This is a genomic window from Flavobacterium sp., assembly GCF_041911335.1.
Classification (GTDB): Bacteria; Bacteroidota; Bacteroidia; order Flavobacteriales; family Flavobacteriaceae; genus Flavobacterium.
In genome coordinates this window covers 37,892-54,073 of sequence record NZ_JAYRPD010000056.1, presented here as the reverse complement: position 1 = coordinate 54,073, position 16,182 = coordinate 37,892, and the positions used below count along the sequence as shown (strand labels likewise).

At 33.0% G+C, this 16,182-nt stretch carries 13 protein-coding genes and 1 CRISPR repeat array; of the genes, 5 read left to right on the top strand and 8 right to left on the bottom strand.

Annotation, left to right across the window (positions count from 1 at the left end; all coding sequences use genetic code 11):
• Positions 1–100: 100 nt before the first annotated feature.
• Positions 101–1,194: a CRISPR direct-repeat array (repeat unit 36 nt; unit sequence GTTGTGGTTTGATTAAAGATTTGAAAACACGATATT).
• A gap of 269 nt (positions 1,195–1,463) precedes the next feature.
• Positions 1,464–2,129 (top strand): transposase, encoded by a 666-nt coding sequence (locus ACE3PD_RS09650; RefSeq protein ID WP_374401891.1) that lies wholly within the window; start codon positions 1,464–1,466, stop codon positions 2,127–2,129.
• On the opposite strand, the gene cas2 is transcribed toward ACE3PD_RS09650, so the two are convergent.
• Together cas2 and cas1 are read right to left on the bottom strand one after the other, a co-directional pair.
• Entirely contained in the window at positions 2,115–2,444 is a 330-nt protein-coding gene (cas2, locus tag ACE3PD_RS09645; protein ID WP_291107203.1) for a CRISPR-associated endonuclease Cas2, read from the bottom strand. The two genes, ACE3PD_RS09650 and cas2, sit on opposite strands and share 15 nt — an antisense overlap.
• Positions 2,435–3,319, bottom strand: a complete 885-nt coding sequence (cas1, locus tag ACE3PD_RS09640) for a type II CRISPR-associated endonuclease Cas1 (RefSeq protein WP_374401887.1) — start codon at positions 3,317–3,319, stop codon at positions 2,435–2,437. The genes cas2 and cas1 overlap by 10 nt, the downstream gene beginning before the upstream one ends.
• Positions 3,320–3,508: 189 nt before the next feature.
• On the opposite strand from cas1, the gene ACE3PD_RS09635 reads away from it, so the two are divergent.
• A complete protein-coding gene (locus ACE3PD_RS09635; RefSeq protein ID WP_374401885.1) occupies positions 3,509–4,012 on the top strand; it encodes a hypothetical protein in 504 nt (167 codons plus the stop codon).
• 30 nt (positions 4,013–4,042) lie between these two features.
• Here the strand turns inward: ACE3PD_RS09635 and ACE3PD_RS09630 are convergent, their stop codons facing one another.
• The 3 genes from ACE3PD_RS09630 to ACE3PD_RS09620 all read right to left on the bottom strand — a co-directional run bounded on the left by ACE3PD_RS09630 (position 4,043) and on the right by ACE3PD_RS09620 (position 6,817).
• Entirely contained in the window at positions 4,043–4,426 is a 384-nt protein-coding gene (locus ACE3PD_RS09630) for a GreA/GreB family elongation factor (protein WP_374401882.1), read from the bottom strand.
• 6 nt (positions 4,427–4,432) lie between these two features.
• Entirely contained in the window at positions 4,433–6,007 is a 1,575-nt protein-coding gene (locus tag ACE3PD_RS09625) for an FMN-binding glutamate synthase family protein (protein WP_374401880.1), read from the bottom strand.
• 255 nt (positions 6,008–6,262) lie between these two features.
• Positions 6,263–6,817 carry a thioredoxin family protein gene (locus tag ACE3PD_RS09620; protein WP_374401878.1) on the bottom strand — a complete coding sequence of 185 codons (555 nt, stop codon included), beginning with the start codon at positions 6,815–6,817 and terminating at the stop codon, positions 6,263–6,265.
• A 280-nt stretch (positions 6,818–7,097) separates the two neighbouring features.
• Between ACE3PD_RS09620 and ACE3PD_RS09615 the strand changes: the two genes are divergently transcribed.
• Complete coding sequence (locus ACE3PD_RS09615; RefSeq protein WP_374401876.1) at positions 7,098–8,117, top strand: quinone-dependent dihydroorotate dehydrogenase; 1,020 nt, start codon at positions 7,098–7,100, stop codon at positions 8,115–8,117.
• 19 nt (positions 8,118–8,136) lie between these two features.
• Positions 8,137–9,000 carry a hydroxymethylglutaryl-CoA lyase gene (locus ACE3PD_RS09610; protein ID WP_374401874.1) on the top strand — a complete coding sequence of 288 codons (864 nt, stop codon included), beginning with the start codon at positions 8,137–8,139 and terminating at the stop codon, positions 8,998–9,000.
• On the opposite strand, the gene ACE3PD_RS09605 is transcribed toward ACE3PD_RS09610, so the two are convergent.
• Positions 8,997–11,498 (bottom strand): cation-translocating P-type ATPase, encoded by a 2,502-nt coding sequence (locus ACE3PD_RS09605; protein ID WP_374401872.1) that lies wholly within the window; start codon positions 11,496–11,498, stop codon positions 8,997–8,999. The two genes, ACE3PD_RS09610 and ACE3PD_RS09605, sit on opposite strands and share 4 nt — an antisense overlap.
• Positions 11,499–11,611: 113 nt before the next feature.
• Here ACE3PD_RS09605 and guaB point away from each other — a divergent pair, with 113 nt between their 5' ends.
• Entirely contained in the window at positions 11,612–13,084 is a 1,473-nt protein-coding gene (gene guaB, locus ACE3PD_RS09600) for an IMP dehydrogenase (protein WP_374401870.1), read from the top strand.
• A gap of 148 nt (positions 13,085–13,232) precedes the next feature.
• Here the strand turns inward: guaB and ACE3PD_RS09595 are convergent, their stop codons facing one another.
• Together ACE3PD_RS09595 and ACE3PD_RS09590 are read right to left on the bottom strand one after the other, a co-directional pair.
• Complete coding sequence (locus tag ACE3PD_RS09595) at positions 13,233–13,742, bottom strand: CAP domain-containing protein (protein ID WP_374401867.1); 510 nt, start codon at positions 13,740–13,742, stop codon at positions 13,233–13,235.
• A 34-nt stretch (positions 13,743–13,776) separates the two neighbouring features.
• Positions 13,777–16,077, bottom strand: a complete 2,301-nt coding sequence (locus tag ACE3PD_RS09590) for a CAP domain-containing protein (RefSeq protein ID WP_374401865.1) — start codon at positions 16,075–16,077, stop codon at positions 13,777–13,779.
• Positions 16,078–16,182 lie beyond the last annotated feature (105 nt).

Here is a 16,182-nt window from a genome sequence, read left to right as displayed (position 1 = left end):
TTTGAAAATTTTTGAAAGTTTTTTCAAAATAAATCATTCTCAGGCACTTTTAAAAATTAAACTTTCGGACGGTAGTGAGTTTAGTTATTAATTCGGACTGGTTGTGGTTTGATTAAAGATTTGAAAACACGATATTACTGGTCTTTTTTGAGTGTCGCCTCAAAGTGTTGTGGTTTGATTAAAGATTTGAAAACACGATATTAAATTACTTGAAGAATTGAAAGCAAAAATAGTTGTGGTTTGATTAAAGATTTGAAAACACGATATTTTTGGAAATGAAATACTTTAATTTCTCAAGTTGTGGTTTGATTAAAGATTTGAAAACACGATATTAGTTTCGATTTAATCTCGTCACGTTTGCCTGTTGTGGTTTGATTAAAGATTTGAAAACACGATATTTTTTCGACTATGTCGCTACCTGCTACGGTAGTTGTGGTTTGATTAAAGATTTGAAAACACGATATTACAAAAAAAGAATGGAGAAATATCAAGAGTGTTGTGGTTTGATTAAAGATTTGAAAACACGATATTCTTTTTTTAACGAGGTAATGTTTATCAGTGTTGTGGTTTGATTAAAGATTTGAAAACACGATATTGCGGAATTCTTAACAGCTTCAAATGCGGTTGTTGTGGTTTGATTAAAGATTTGAAAACACGATATTTAATTCATTTAGCTTTTTGCGTGAAATGTGTTGTGGTTTGATTAAAGATTTGAAAACACGATATTATCTTGACACTCATCTACATAAACAAAATCGTTGTGGTTTGATTAAAGATTTGAAAACACGATATTAAAATTTGTGAATGTTTTAACTTTTGGTCTGTTGTGGTTTGATTAAAGATTTGAAAACACGATATTATAGATGGAATGTGGCAAAGTTATTTTACAGTTGTGGTTTGATTAAAGATTTGAAAACACGATATTGCTTCTTTTAAGTTATTAGTATCAAGCGCTGTTGTGGTTTGATTAAAGATTTGAAAACACGATATTTTTCCTTGACGCATTAATTCGTCTCCTTCTGTTGTGGTTTGATTAAAGATTTGAAAACACGATATTGTACCAAATACTGAAGAGCCAACAAGCGACGTTGTGGTTTGATTAAAGATTTGAAAACACGATATTATTAAACGCGCTGGTTCTCTTTACGAATGTGTTGTGGTTTGATTAAAGATTTGAAAACACGATATTGGTGCCACCTTTATCGATTGACTATCAAGAAATTATCGTGTTATTTATTGATAAAAAATGCTTCTTTTTTGTAGTGATAAGGCAAAATTGAGGCGTTTTTTGTTTTTTAGGGATAGGGCCTGAGGTGTTTGTGCTGTTTAAATTGGATGTAATAAATTAAATCAAGGTGGACAGGTCGCGACCTGTCCGTACGGGGGAAATTAGATTTGATTTTTTAAATTTGAATTTTATTTCTATTTTTGAATTTATATAAGCCATTTTAATAGTATAAGCCATGAAAAATCGCAAAAGAAATCGAATGAAAGGATTCGATTATTCAAGTAATAATTTGTATTTTGTTACAAATTGTGTGAAAAATAATTTGTGTTGTTTAGGAAATGTAATTTCCGATGCTATCGTAGGGACAGGTCGCGACCTGTCCGTACATCATTCCAAAAATCATCATTCCAAAAATCATCATTCCAAAAATCATCATTCCAAAAATCATCATTCCAAAAATCATCATTCTGAAAATCATCATTCTGAAAATCATCATTCTGAAATTAATCCATTTGGAAATGTTGTGATGGAATTGAATTCGTTTGGTTTAATTGTGAAAAATCAAATAGAATGGTTAGAAAATCAATATCCTTATATTTCCATTCATAATTACGTTATTATGCCAAATCATTTTCATTTGATATTGGAAATTGATGGTTCAAAAGTGAATATAAATGAGATTAAAATTAAATCATTATCAAGTTTAATGGGGGCTTTAAAAACGACTTCTTCTAAGCAAATTCGTGATTTTGGTTTTATTGATTTTGCCTGGCATCGTTCTTTTCATGATCATATTATTAGAAATGAAAAGGAATATGATTTGATTTCAAATTACATAGATAGAAATCCACAAAAATGGTTTGAGGATCGATTTTATTCTGGTCAATTAAAACAATTCTAATTGAGTAGGTTGCGGTTCTTTTGGCACTTCGGCTTTACCCCAAAAATTTAAAATATTTCCAAATTGTTTATCGGTTATTCGCAAGACACTCACTTTTCCGAGTGGCGGTAATAAGTTGTGAATTCGTTTTTCGTGCACATCGGCACTTTCACTACTGGCACAATGTCGTACATAAACCGAATATTGCATCATACTAAAACCATCTTTCAAAAGGTTATTTCTAAATCCCGAAGCATTTCTTCGGTCTTTTTTGGTTTCGGTAGGTAAGTCAAAAAATACAAATAACCACATAATACGGTATCCATTTAGTTCCATAATTTGGGATATTTAATTTTTTTTCTATCGCCAGTATAGCATTGTTGTAAAGAACTTGCTGTTTTTTGTAAAGCTACCATTAATGGACTTTTTTCCTCCTTAAAATAAACCGTTCGGGTTAAGATTTGTAAAAGTTCGGCTTTGATTGCTGTATTCAATTCTTGTTCTGAATAGTTTTGCATGATTTCGGCAACTTTTTCATCTACAATTGGTCGGAAAGGTTCCATTATGTCATCAGCCAAAGCAAAAGCATTATATTTACTTTTGTGATGTATTCCTAAGGTATTCAATAATCCACTTCCTGAAAGCGCTCTTGCGGTTGCAGCTCTTAATATGGCATAACCATAGTTTAAGAAATTATTAGGATAATCTCCAAATCGTTCTCTTTTGAAGTTGTGTTCAAAAAAAGATTTCCAATAAAAGTTAGCGGCTACTCCTTCCATGTTAGCGCTATCACCGCTTAATACTTTAGATGCTAAAAATTCAAAATTATTATTCTTAGATGTGATTTTTTGGAGTAATATTCCTTGATTCGTAATTTTTTCTATAATCGTTTGTTGCCAAAGTTGCTTTTTTAGTGGAGCACTAGCATTAATTTGATTTTTAAAAATTTCTTGTTGGATGTGATGGCTGTTGAGGTTTAAGAACATTCCATTTGGCAAATGGTTGGTGTTACAAATAATAACAGCTGTATTGTTATCAATTAATAAGTTTAAAGCAGGAATGCTCAAATATATTTCTGGATGATCTATAACTAAGTAGCCAATATCTTCAATTGGAATTGTACTTTCTCTTGTTTCGGTTTTAATTACAAGCTGTAGATTTTTAGTAGAAATTGAAGCTTTGTTTTCTAAGAGTATTGATTTTTTTAGCATTTTCTAGGATATTTTTAATTTAAAGTATTAAAAATTAAGCGATTAAGCGCTTAATAGCCTTTGAAATGCAAAAAAAGCAGATGAAAGTTTCTTTTTAACTTTTTAAAAGAAGTACAAGTTTTAAAATCGTAAGATAGCTTTTAAATTATTTTTGTATCATTTTTGTATTTTTACCAACAATTCAAGGCTATGAAAATCAAAATATCTTTTTTCTTTCTTCTTTTCTCTTTGTTCTCATTAGGGCAAGTGCCGCATTGTGGCTTTGATTTTACCTCTTATTTAGTAGTAAAAGTTCATGAAGAAGGAAAATCAGATAATATTCCCGATTTGAAAATTACTTTGGTCAACGAAAAAGGTGAAGAAGTCATCAACGAGAATAATAAATACAGTTGGAAGTACGGCAACCAAGCTTTGGTTTTTACTCGAAATCATTTAATAAGTAAACCAAACGAACCCGAAAAATGGTTTTTTCCGTATTCGGGAGATACCTATTTACTTTCGGTAACGAATACGTTTCCTGCGGAAGAATTTTACATTAAAATTGAAGATACTAAAGGAAAGTTCAAAGAGCAATTAGTCCAATTGCAAGCTTTTAATATGTATATTTTATGTTCGAGTGAAAACGAACGCCAAGCCAGAACTTTCGGACCTAGAAGTAATAATCCGATTGAAGTGATTTTGGAGAGAAAATAAAAAAACACCTCAAAAAAGGTGTTTACTAAATTAATTACCGTTGTTAACAGCAATAACTTTTAAAGTTTTGTTACCAGCAGGCAATTCCCAATCTACTTGATCGTTTACTTTAAACCCAATAATCGCCACGCTAAGCGGAACTAGTACAGAATATTTACTTTCTTTGATATTCGCCTGAGAAGGTAAAACGATTTGAAATTTCATTTGTTTTTGAGTGCTCATATCTTCAATAGTTACCTCCGAGTTAATTCGGATAACATCGTTTACAATGGCATTATCTTCTACAATATTACCTCTGTCTAATTCTTGAGTTAACAGATTGATTTCTTTAGCACTCGTAGCTGAAAGATTACTTTTAGTAATTTTTTTAAGCAGCTTATGATCGCTTGATGTAAATGTTGGTATTGGTTTCATATTATTTTAATTTAAGAATATTGTTTCTTTATCTAATGTTTTGTTTTTGGTTTCTGGATTGGTAAAATAAATTTCTTTAAAGTTTAAGTTGGTGTTATAATTTACTCGTTTAAAGAAAGTTTCTGCTGTAACTTGGTCAGGGGCTTCAAATCCGCAAGCTCCAATGAATTCAGCTACCGCTTTCAAAGTGTTTTTATGGAAATTTGCTACACGAACGCGTTTATCAGTAATGTCTAAACCTTTGTAAAGTGATTTGTCTTGCGTTGCGATACCAACCGGACATTTTCCGCTATCGCATTGTAAGGCTTGAATGCAACCTAAGGCAAACATCATTCCGCGAGCGCTGTAACAAGCATCGGCACCTAAAGACATGTTTTTAGCAATATCAAAAGCGGATATGATTTTTCCTGAAGCTAGTATTTTAATTTCGCTTCGTAAACCATAATCTAACAACGATTTGTGAGCAAATACTAAGGCATCCGATAACGCCATTCCCATATAATCGATGAATTCAAGTGGAGCAGCTCCTGTTCCTCCTTCAGCACCATCAATAGTAATGAAATCAGGAAGGATATTGGTAATTAACATCGCCTCTAAGATTTCGGTAAACTCTTCTTTTTTACCGATACAAATCTTAAATCCAACCGGTTTTCCATTAGACAAGTTTCGCAATTTTTGTATGAAATATAACAACTCAGTAGCATTAGAAAATGCGGTATGTGCTGATGGCGAATGAACGGTTGTGTGCGGTTCTAAGGCTCTAATTCGGGCAATTTCCGGTGTGTTTTTTTCAGCTGGAAGTAAGCCACCATGACCTGGTTTTGCACCTTGCGATAGTTTAATTTCAATCATTTTCACTTCTTTTAAATTGGCTTTTTCTACAAAAAGAGCGTCATTGAAGTGTCCTTTTCCATCTCTACAACCAAAATATCCTGTTCCAATTTGCCAAATCAAATCGCCTCCTTTTAAATGGTAATCACTGATTCCGCCTTCTCCTGTATTGTGAGCGAAATTCCCCATTTTAGCTCCTTCATTTAGAGAAGAAATAGCGGTTTTACTCAAAGCACCATAACTCATTGCACTAATATTGAAAATACTAGCACTATACGGTTTTGAACATTGCGAATTTCCAATGGTTATTCGGAATTGACTGAAATCGTTCTTTTTAGGATAAATCGAATGCGCTGCCCATTCATAACCAATTCTATTGGGCTCGTCTTGCATTCCAAACGAAATAGTTTGTTTTTGGTTCTTCGCTCTTTGATATACGATGGAACGTTGTCTTCTGTTAAAAGGTTTTCCATCCAATTCACCTTCAAAAAAGTATTGGCGAAATTCAGGGCGAACCGATTCAAATAAATAACGTAAACGTCCTATTAATGGATAATTTCTTCGTACCGAATGCTTAGATTGAAAGCTGTCGATAGTTACTAGAACAAGCATTAATAAAGGAGCAGATAGAAAAATTGGGTGCACTTTATAGTAGGCAACCAAAAAAAGAGTTCCCATCAAAAATGATAACGTGACTAACCAAATTATATGGCGTGCATATAATTTTCCCAAAAGTTTTTTTTGCGACATGATGTTAGAATTAAAAAAAATAATGATTACAGAAGATACTTCTGAAATGAATAGAAAATGTTTTAAGTAAAAATCCTCCGTCTGAGAATTAGGAATAGGATAGACGGAGGCCTAATTGATAAAGGCCTTGCTGTGTGTAAATGCTACTACTTTTGTAATAGTATTTGAAATTAAAGTGATATTTGAAACTAGGTATTTCAAAATGAATAGGTTTAATTTGGGTACAAAGTTAAGGAAACTAACGAGATAAAAAAATTACTTCCACTTAATATTACACCCAATACTCGGTTTCTGTTCTGGATTAATTAATCGATTCATCACCACACCATCAATAGCGCTTCGTAAATCAGAACCACTTAACGGAATACCATTTCCTGGTCGGCTGTCGTCTAATTGTCCACGGTAAACCAACTTATTTTGATTGTCAAAAAGATAAAAATCAGGCGTACAAGCCGCATCGTAGGCTTTGGCTACTTCTTGTGTTTCGTCATATAAATACGGAAATTCAAATCCGTTTTCAAAGGCAAATTCGGTCATTAATTCAGGAGCATCTTGCGGATATTTGACTACATCGTTGCTAGATATCGCGACAAAACCAATGCCTTGCACACGATAATCGTTTACTACACGAATTACCTCGTCCATCACATGATGCACAAACGGACAATGATTGCAAATAAACATTACGACCGTTCCTTTTTCACCTTTGCAATCAGCAAACGTTTTAAAATCGGTAGCATTAGTATCTTTCAAATTGAAATCAGGAGCAATGGTGCCTAACGGTAACATGTTAGAAGGAGTTTGAGCCATTTTGAAATTAGAATTTAGAAATTAGAATTTTGAATATATTTAATTGTTTTTTGGAACACAGATGACACAGATTTGAGAAATTTACACCGATTTTTTTAATTTTTAATTTCTTCAATCCGTGTTCCTGAATAAATTTTTTAAAATTGTTCTTGAACTTGTCTTTGTTCTTGAACTTATTCTTGCTAATTATACGCACCAAATCTTTTATTGTTACAAAATGCGTCAATACTTTTTTTTTGGGATTCCATTTTCTTACTTTTGCACAACAACACAACACACTATGTACAAAATCTTCATTCGTCCGTTACTTTTCTGTTTCGATCCAGAAAAAGTGCATTATTTTACCTTTTCATTAATTCGTTTTTTGAATAAAATTCCAGGTTTTTCAAGCTTATTTCAATCGCTTTACGAAGTAAAAGATGCTCGTTTAGAAAGAGAAGTTTTCGGAATTAAATTTAAAAATCCGGTTGGTTTAGCGGCAGGATTTGATAAAGATGCGAAGTTATATCAAGAGTTGTCAAACTTTGGTTTCGGATTTATTGAAATTGGAACGTTAACGCCTATTGGACAAGAAGGAAATCCTAAAAAACGTTTGTTTCGCTTAAAAGAAGACAATGCGATTATCAACCGAATGGGTTTCAATAATGGTGGTGTTAAAGAAGCAGTAGAACGTTTGAAACAAAATAAAGGCGTTTTAATTGGTGGAAACATTGGAAAAAATAAAGTTACGCCAAACGAAGAAGCGGTTAAGGATTACGAAATCTGTTTTGAAGCTTTGTTTCCGTATGTAGATTATTTTGTGGTGAATGTGAGTTCGCCAAACACACCAAATCTTCGCGAATTACAAGATAAAAAACCTTTGACGGAGTTATTGCAAACACTTCAAAATCAAAACAACGCAAAACCGAAACAAAAGCCAATTTTACTAAAAATCGCTCCCGATTTGACCGATGAACAACTTTTGGACATCATTGATATTGTAAACGAAACTAAAATTGCTGGCGTAATTGCTACGAATACGACAATTTCTCGCGAAGGTTTACAATCGGAAAACAAATCTGAAATGGGTGGTTTGTCTGGAAAACCATTAACCAAACGCTCTACAGAAGTGATTCGTTTTCTTTCGGAAAAAAGTAATAAGTCGTTCCCAATTATTGGAGTAGGAGGAATTCACACCGCAGAAGATGCGATTGAAAAGTTGAATGCTGGTGCAAGTTTGGTGCAGCTTTATACTGGATTTATTTACGAAGGTCCAGCTCTAGTGAAAGCGATTAACAAAAAGATTTTGGAAAACAGCTAAAATCCCTATCTTTGAAGCTATGAACGAAATCAAAATTATCGAGTGTCCGCGCGATGCCATGCAAGGTATCAAACCGTTTATTCCTACCGAAAGAAAGGTAAAATACATCCAATCGTTATTGCGTGTAGGCTTTGATACTATTGATTTTGGAAGTTTTGTTTCGCCAAAAGCGATTCCGCAAATGCAAGATACGGTTGAGGTATTAGCGCAATTGGATTTGTCTGCCACTAATAGCAAATTATTAGCGATTATTGCCAATACACAAGGTGCTCAAAATGCATCTGTTCATAAAGAAATTCAATATTTAGGTTTTCCATTTTCGATTTCGGAGAATTTTCAAATGCGAAATACCCATAAAACTATTGCGGAAAGTTTAATTACGTTGCAAGAGATTTTAGAAATCGCTGATAAATCCAACAAAGAAGTCGTGACTTACATTTCAATGGGTTTTGGAAATCCGTATGGAGATCCTTGGAATGTTGAAATTGTAGGAGAATGGACTGAAAAATTAGCGAATATGGGGGTGAAAATCCTTTCGCTTTCTGATACCGTTGGAAGTTCCACTCCAGAAGTAATTGATTATTTGTTTTCTAATTTGATTCCGAAATATCCAAACATTGAATTTGGTGCGCATCTTCATACTACGCCAGACAAATGGTTTGAAAAAATTGATGCGGCTTACAACGCAGGTTGTCGTCGTTATGATGGCGCGATTCAAGGTTTTGGTGGTTGTCCCATGGCAAAAGACGATTTGACAGGAAACATGCCAACAGAAAAATTATTGTCGTATTTCACTACTAAAAGAGAAAACACGAATACCAGTCCAATGAGCTTTGAAAGTGCTTATAATGAAGCGACTAAACTATTTGGCGAATTTCATTAAGCTGTTTTTCTTCGTTTAAAGGCTTTATAAATTTCTACCCAAAGTACCGAAATACTTCCCACTAAAACACATAATCCTATTTGGGAACCACTTACCATTTCGAACAAGAAGAAGTTTGAAAATGCAGGAATAAACAACAATAATCCTGTCAATACGATGGTTACTCCAATAATCAATCCTACCAAATTATTTTTGTATTGAATCGTTTTGAAAATGGAATAATAAAACGAACGATTCGCCAATGTTAATACTATATTTGAAGTGATTAAAGTTAAGAAAATCAAAGTTCTAGTACCGTTTTCTGACATGTTTTCTCCAATAGCATATTGATAAATGTACAGTAATCCTAAAGTAATGACTAATCCTTGAATGATGCTAATCAAAACTTCTTTGAAATTAAAGAATGTTGTGGTTAGTGGTCTTGGTTTTTGTAGCATGAGATTATCTTCCATCGGTTCATTTTCGTAGATAATGGAGCAAGTTGGTCCCATGATAATTTCCAAGAAAATAATGTGGACTGGTGTGAAAATATTTGGATACATCCAACCCAAAGCCAACGGAATAAACACAATTAATATAATCGGAATATGAATAGAAATGATGTATTGAATCGCTTTTTTAAGGTTGAGGTAAATTTTTCTTCCCATAGCAATAGCATCCGTCATTCGTTCGAAATTGTCGTCGATTAGAATTAAATTGGCGGCTTGTTTGGCGATTTCAGTACCTTTTTTGCCCATAGCAATTCCGATGTGTGCCGATTTTAAAGCGGGTCCGTCATTTACACCATCGCCTGTCATGGCTACGATTTGATTATTACCTTTTAAAGCTTTGATGATTCTTAGTTTTGCTTCTGGAAACATTCTGGTGAAAATAGCGGTTTCCATTACTTTTTCTTTCAAAGTCGCTTCATCCATTACCATTAATTCATTGCCATTCAATACTTTATCGGCGTTTTTGAACCCGACCTGTTTTGCGATGGTTGAAGTCGTTTCAGCATTATCACCGGTTACGATTTTTACTTGAATTCCTGCTTTGTAAAACGTTTCAAAAACCGCTTGAATGTTATGTTTTGGTGGATCGTAAAACGCTACTAATCCTTTAAAATGAAACTTTAATTCTTGTTGGGTAGCTGGATAATCCGTTCCTTCAAAGTCAGAAACACCCACGCCTAAAACTCGGAATCCTTTTTGCATCATGGTTTTCATTGCTTCAAAAATCTGATTTTTTTCAGCTTCACTTAAATAACTAACCGCTATTAATGCTTCTGGAGCGCCTTTCGCTGCAATGATTTTTTTACCCGATTCGTTTTCGAAAACGTGTGTCATCATTGGTGGTTTTCCACCTAAAGGATATTCGTGAACCATTTTAAAATGAGGTCGTTCGTCTTCGCTTTCAAAATTAGAATACGCTTCATGTATCGCAATTTCCATCGCATCAAACGGAATGGGTTCACTCGACCACATGGCGTAATTCAAGACTTCTTCTGCTTCGGGATTTAGTTTTTGAGAAGTTTCTATTGTCGAATTGGATTTAAAAAGATACAATTCGGCTAAACTCATTCTGTTTTCAGTAATCGTTCCCGTTTTGTCGGTGCAAATTACGGTGGCGCTTCCAAGAGTTTCAACGGTTTTGGTTTGTTTGGTAATGATTCCCATTTTCATCAAACGCCAAGCACCAAGAGCCATAAAAGTGGTGAAGGCTACCGGAATTTCCTCTGGAATAACGCTCATTGCCAAGGTTAAAGCCTTCAATAAACTGTCTAAAACCAATCTTGAATTATAGTAATTTATCGCCCAAACGACTGCAAAAATCACCAAACCGATAATTGACATTTTGGTAACGAAATTCCCAATTTGAATTTGCAAAGGTGTTTTTTCTTCTTCAATCGCATTCAAACTCGAACCAATTTTTCCTAATTGCGTTTTATTTCCAATAGCTGTTACTTCACAAATCGCTAAACCAGAAGCTACAATTGTGCCTTGAAAAACTTGTTTGTCTTCGGATTCATTTGACTTGAATACGGCTAAAGATTCACCTGTTAGTATAGATTCATTTACCGAAAAATCGTTGGATGAAAGAATAATTCCATCAGCAGGAATAAAAGCACCTTCTTCTAGTTGAACACAATCACCAATTACAATTTCTTCGGTTGGAATTTCGATTAATTGACTGTTTCGAATGACTTTACATTTTGGTTGGGTTAGTTTTTTTAAAGCTTCAATGGCATTACGACTTCTAGATTCTTGAAAAACCGAAATTGCCATAACAAAAACAATTGCAAAAGTCATGAAAATACCATCGCCATAATCTCCAGTTATGAAATAAATACTGGTAGCGGTCAATAATAAAAGAAACATGGGTTCTTTTACAATATCTAAAATGGAGTTCAGAAAATGGTTTTTTTTCTGGTGTTCGACAGAATTAGTGCCGAACTTTTTTGCGGATTCTATTACTTCTGAATCGGTTAGGCCTGTACTTGTTTTTTTAGAATCGCTCATTGAAGATGAAAAATTAATATGCAAGTTACATAATTTATTCTTAAAAGAGATAGATTATTTGGCTAATTTTTACTATATTTGCACGCAATTTAACAACAACTACAAATTGCACCATGAAAGCACACACAACTAAAATCGTTGGCGAAGGTCTTACTTACGACGATGTTTTGCTTATTCCAAATTATTCAGAAATTTTACCTCGCGAAGTTAGTATTCAATCGAAGTTTTCGAGAAATATTACGTTGAATGTTCCTATCGTTTCCGCAGCAATGGACACGGTTACCGAAAGTTCTATGGCAATTGCTATGGCACAAGAAGGCGGAATTGGCGTTTTACATAAAAACATGACGATTGAGCAACAAGCTGCAAAAGTAAAGAAAGTAAAACGTGCGGAAAGCGGTATGATTATCGATCCAGTAACGTTGCCTTTAACAGCTACGGTTGGTGATGCGAAAATGGCAATGAAAGAATTTAGTATTGGCGGAATTCCAGTAGTAGATGAAAACGGAATTTTAAAAGGAATTGTAACGAATAGAGATTTACGTTTCGAAAAAGTAAATTCACGTTCGATTTTAGAGGTAATGACTTCTGAAAATTTAGTAACGGCTGCTCAAGGAACCACTTTACATGAAGCAGAAGATATTCTTCAAGAAAATAAAATTGAAAAATTACCTGTAGTTGATAACAACAATAAATTAGTTGGTTTAATTACGTTTAGAGATATTACGAAGCTTACTCAGAAACCAATTGCTAATAAAGATAAATTTGGTCGTTTGCGAGTTGCTGCGGCTTTAGGTGTTACGGCTGATGCAGTAGATAGAGCAACAGCATTAGTAAATGCGGGAGTTGATGCAGTAATTATCGATACCGCTCATGGACATACAAAAGGTGTGGTGGATGTATTAAAAGCTGTAAAAGCAAAATTCCCAGAATTAGATGTAGTAGTGGGTAACATTGCTACTCCAGAAGCAGCATTATATTTGGCTCAAAACGGAGCTGATGCGGTTAAAGTTGGAATTGGTCCAGGTTCGATTTGTACAACAAGAGTTGTAGCTGGAGTTGGATTTCCTCAATTTTCAGCGGTTTTAGAAGTAGCTGCAGCTTTAAAAGGTTCAGGAGTTCCAGTTATTGCTGATGGTGGAATTCGTTACACAGGTGATATCCCTAAAGCTATTGCTGCGGGTGCTGATTGTGTAATGTTAGGTTCGTTATTAGCAGGAACAAAAGAATCTCCAGGAGAAACCATTATTTTTGAAGGAAGAAAATTCAAATCATATCGTGGAATGGGTTCTGTTGAAGCGATGCAAAAAGGTTCAAAAGACCGTTATTTCCAAGATGTAGAAGACGATGTGAAGAAATTAGTTCCAGAAGGCATTGTAGGTCGTGTTCCTTACAAAGGTGAATTAAACGAAAGCATGCAACAATTTATCGGTGGTTTAAGAGCCGGAATGGGATATTGTGGTGCAAAAGATATTCCAACCTTACAAGAAAATGGACGTTTCATTAGAATTACAGCGAGTGGAATTGGCGAGAGTCACCCACACAACGTAACGATTACGAAAGAAGCTCCGAATTATTCGAGATAAAAAAGTGTTCAATGCTCAGTGAGTAGTGTTCAGTAAAAATAAAAACCTGATAGTTGTTAGCTATCAGGTTTTTTGTGCTTAAAAATGAACACGAATTTCACTAATTTACACCAATTAATTCGTGCTAATTCGTGAAATTTGTGTTTAATTACTTCGCTCCAAACAATTGAACGGCATAAATTTTCTTGTTTTCCCAATCGATGCTAAAACCTATTTCAGTGTAGAAATATTGATGGTCTAAAATGTTTTTTAAATGATTGGGTGATTTTTTCCACAGATTGAACATTTTTAAGGCTAAAGCGTCTAAATCGGTTTCAGTGTAAATTTGGTCTTTAATACTAGTAAATAATAGATTTTCACCCACTAAAACAAACGAATTTCCGCCATAGAAATACACGCGCTCTTTTGGTGTTTCTTTTTTTATCACTGTTTGTTCGTGTGATAAAGTTTGTGCTTTTGCGATGTATTTGGCATGGTCGTCTGCGGCTTTTTTTAAATAAATATCCAAACCAAGTAATTTTCTGTCGTTATTGGAACGTTCTTCGTTTATTAATTTATATAGTTTAGTTTTTAGCTTCTCTAAATCAATTTTGTTTTGATTTTGGCTGAAACTTAAAGTGGAAATTAAGAGTAGGAATAGGGTGATTTGGGGTTTCATGTTAGTTTGGATTTTTTATAATAACTCGTTTAAGTTACAGATTATTGCATTTTTTACAGAAATCTGATTTAATTTGTTCATTTCTCAAAAGATTGAAGTTTTCTTTTTGCCATTCGCACCATTCTTTTTTATTCAGCTGATAGACTTTGTTTAAAATTTGTTGATTGGTTTTTACATCGTTTTCATCAAAGAATAGAGTTAACGTTTGCGCTAATAATAATGCTTCTTCTTTTGAAAATGTAGGCTTATTCATTTCGGCTTTGAGTAAAGCAATACTATAATTATAAACACTCCAATGATTGACAAATAAAGCCAAATTCATTCTATCTTCTTTTGTTTTTATATTCGATTTAAAACTCATGTAAACTCTATCGAAATAACGATTGATGTTCTTATAATCGTTGATATGATTGCTATAATAAAGTAAAATGTAATCGAAATTGGATTGAAGTTTTTTATTTTCTTTTAAAGTTATGAATTTATTTTCTATTGACGCCGGCTTACTAACATTCGTAAGTTTAGAAATATTAATATCCCATTTTTCAAGCAATTCAGTATTAATTCTACAATAAAGAATTAGTAAATTCAGTTGCGTGTTTTTTGGTAGGGATTCAAATTTTTCTAACCAAATTTTAAGAAATTGTGTCGTTTTAAAAAAATCTTGTTTAAAATTTTTACATATTACTGCCGTTGCATTTTGAACTAATTTAGGATTTGTTTTTATTTCATTAAAAACCATTTCATCAAAAATACTAGCACTGTATTCCAAAGTATACATTTTTGAAAGTGCTAAATTCGCCTTTTTATAATCCTTATCATAAATAGCAGTTCTTAGATTTAAGTCATATAAAGAACTTAAATAATCTTCATTTGACAACGAATCTTTATTGATTTCTCCATAATAATTGACAACCAATTTAGAAACTCTTTGGTCATTTAAATACGTTTCAAACTCCTTGTTTTTTATATTGATGTAATCTCTAATTTCATTTTTGGGTTTACTTGCTAAATATTCCATGTTTTCCATAGCTAATTGAATGTAGCATTTTTCCCAGTTTTCTTCAGCTATAACCAAAGAAGGTTTTACTTTTATATTTAAAGAATCTTTTGCAAATTTTTCGATAGCAATTGCTCTGCTGTCATGTAACTTTTTGTTTGAAATTTCATTTCCTTCCACGGAACTATAACTATATATTTGAGTGGAATGAACTTTATCATATAATTTATAGTAATTTTCATTATTTGATTTTACTTTGTTTTTGTCAAATTCAAATAAAATTTCTTCAGTATATATGATTCCTTTATTACTCAAACTTGTATCATTTGTTTGTTCAATGATTGGTTCTAATGGAAATAAATCAATGGTTTTTGATTTTATTTGTAAAGGCACAACATATTCGCAAGCGCAATTATCAAAAATCAAAATTACATTAGCGACAATTTCTTTTCCTAAAAGATGACTTGGAACTTTTCCAACTTTAGTGATTAACTTGTATTCGTTTTGAGCGGTGTTGTTTTTTAATAATTCTTCTCTGTAAATAGGTTCAGACATTACGCCATCATAAATTGGAGAGAAGTCAAAAGTATTTGGTTTGTTGCAACTCATTTGCTCTTTTTCAACAAAATCAATTGCAATTCCATCTTTTGGTTCAGAAAACATCAATTCAAATTCCTGTTTGTCATGATAATACAGAATGACATTTTCACCTTCTATTGCAATATTATTTCCAATATGTAGTTTTGTTCCAAAATCAATCGGTCTACATTTTTTATTCTTTTCTTCAACTCCAAATGCATTTTCAGAGAGTTGATTTGGTATTTGAATTCCTTTTATCCCAAAAACGTGAGTAGCGTAAATCCTATTTCTTTTTATATCAATAAAAAAACCTAAATCGGCTGCATCAAAATCTTTGTTAGTTATGTTTTTGTAATGAGGTGGCGAATTTTTCCACTGATTGAAAATCGTTTGAGCTAATTTATCTAATTCTTTATCGCTATATTTTTCTTGTTTAATAGAAGTAAATAAAATGTTTTCACCAAATCCACTAAACTTTTTTCCACCATAAAAAATAACTCGATCACTTGGATTCTTCTTTTTTACATCTTTCTGTTCGTGCGATAAAAAACCTAATTTCTTTAAATATAGACTATGGTCTTCTGCAGCCTTAAGAAGAAAAGTGTCTTTTTCGAATTCTTTTAATTTTAGTGATTTCCTGTGATTGTTTATTAAAAAACTCACTTTTGAATTTAACTTTTTAAAGTCAATTTCAACTTCTTGTTGTGAGAAAATTGAAATGGAAAATAGAAAAGATACAAATAGAAAAAATTTACTCATAGATTTTGGTTTGATGTCTAATTAATGCCAACTTTCATGCCAAAAAATCCAAGAGATTCCTTCGGAATGACAAAGTTGTGGATAACTGAATACTGTGACTGATCA

Excerpts from the sequence above, each read along its gene's own strand:
- ACE3PD_RS09650 (WP_374401891.1), top strand. The coding sequence starts at position 1,464 with ATGAAAAATCGCAAAAGAAATCGAATGAAAGGATTCGATTATTCAAGT.
- cas2 (WP_291107203.1), bottom strand. The coding sequence starts at position 2,444 with ATGGAACTAAATGGATACCGTATTATGTGGTTATTTGTATTTTTTGAC.
- cas1 (WP_374401887.1), bottom strand. The coding sequence starts at position 3,319 with ATGCTAAAAAAATCAATACTCTTAGAAAACAAAGCTTCAATTTCTACT.
- ACE3PD_RS09635 (WP_374401885.1), top strand. The coding sequence starts at position 3,509 with ATGAAAATCAAAATATCTTTTTTCTTTCTTCTTTTCTCTTTGTTCTCA.
- ACE3PD_RS09630 (WP_374401882.1), bottom strand. The coding sequence starts at position 4,426 with ATGAAACCAATACCAACATTTACATCAAGCGATCATAAGCTGCTTAAA.
- ACE3PD_RS09625 (WP_374401880.1), bottom strand. The coding sequence starts at position 6,007 with ATGTCGCAAAAAAAACTTTTGGGAAAATTATATGCACGCCATATAATT.
- ACE3PD_RS09620 (WP_374401878.1), bottom strand. The coding sequence starts at position 6,817 with ATGGCTCAAACTCCTTCTAACATGTTACCGTTAGGCACCATTGCTCCT.
- ACE3PD_RS09615 (WP_374401876.1), top strand. The coding sequence starts at position 7,098 with ATGTACAAAATCTTCATTCGTCCGTTACTTTTCTGTTTCGATCCAGAA.
- ACE3PD_RS09610 (WP_374401874.1), top strand. The coding sequence starts at position 8,137 with ATGAACGAAATCAAAATTATCGAGTGTCCGCGCGATGCCATGCAAGGT.
- ACE3PD_RS09605 (WP_374401872.1), bottom strand. The coding sequence starts at position 11,498 with ATGAGCGATTCTAAAAAAACAAGTACAGGCCTAACCGATTCAGAAGTA.
- guaB (WP_374401870.1), top strand. The coding sequence starts at position 11,612 with ATGAAAGCACACACAACTAAAATCGTTGGCGAAGGTCTTACTTACGAC.
- ACE3PD_RS09595 (WP_374401867.1), bottom strand. The coding sequence starts at position 13,742 with ATGAAACCCCAAATCACCCTATTCCTACTCTTAATTTCCACTTTAAGT.
- ACE3PD_RS09590 (WP_374401865.1), bottom strand. The coding sequence starts at position 16,077 with ATGAGTAAATTTTTTCTATTTGTATCTTTTCTATTTTCCATTTCAATT.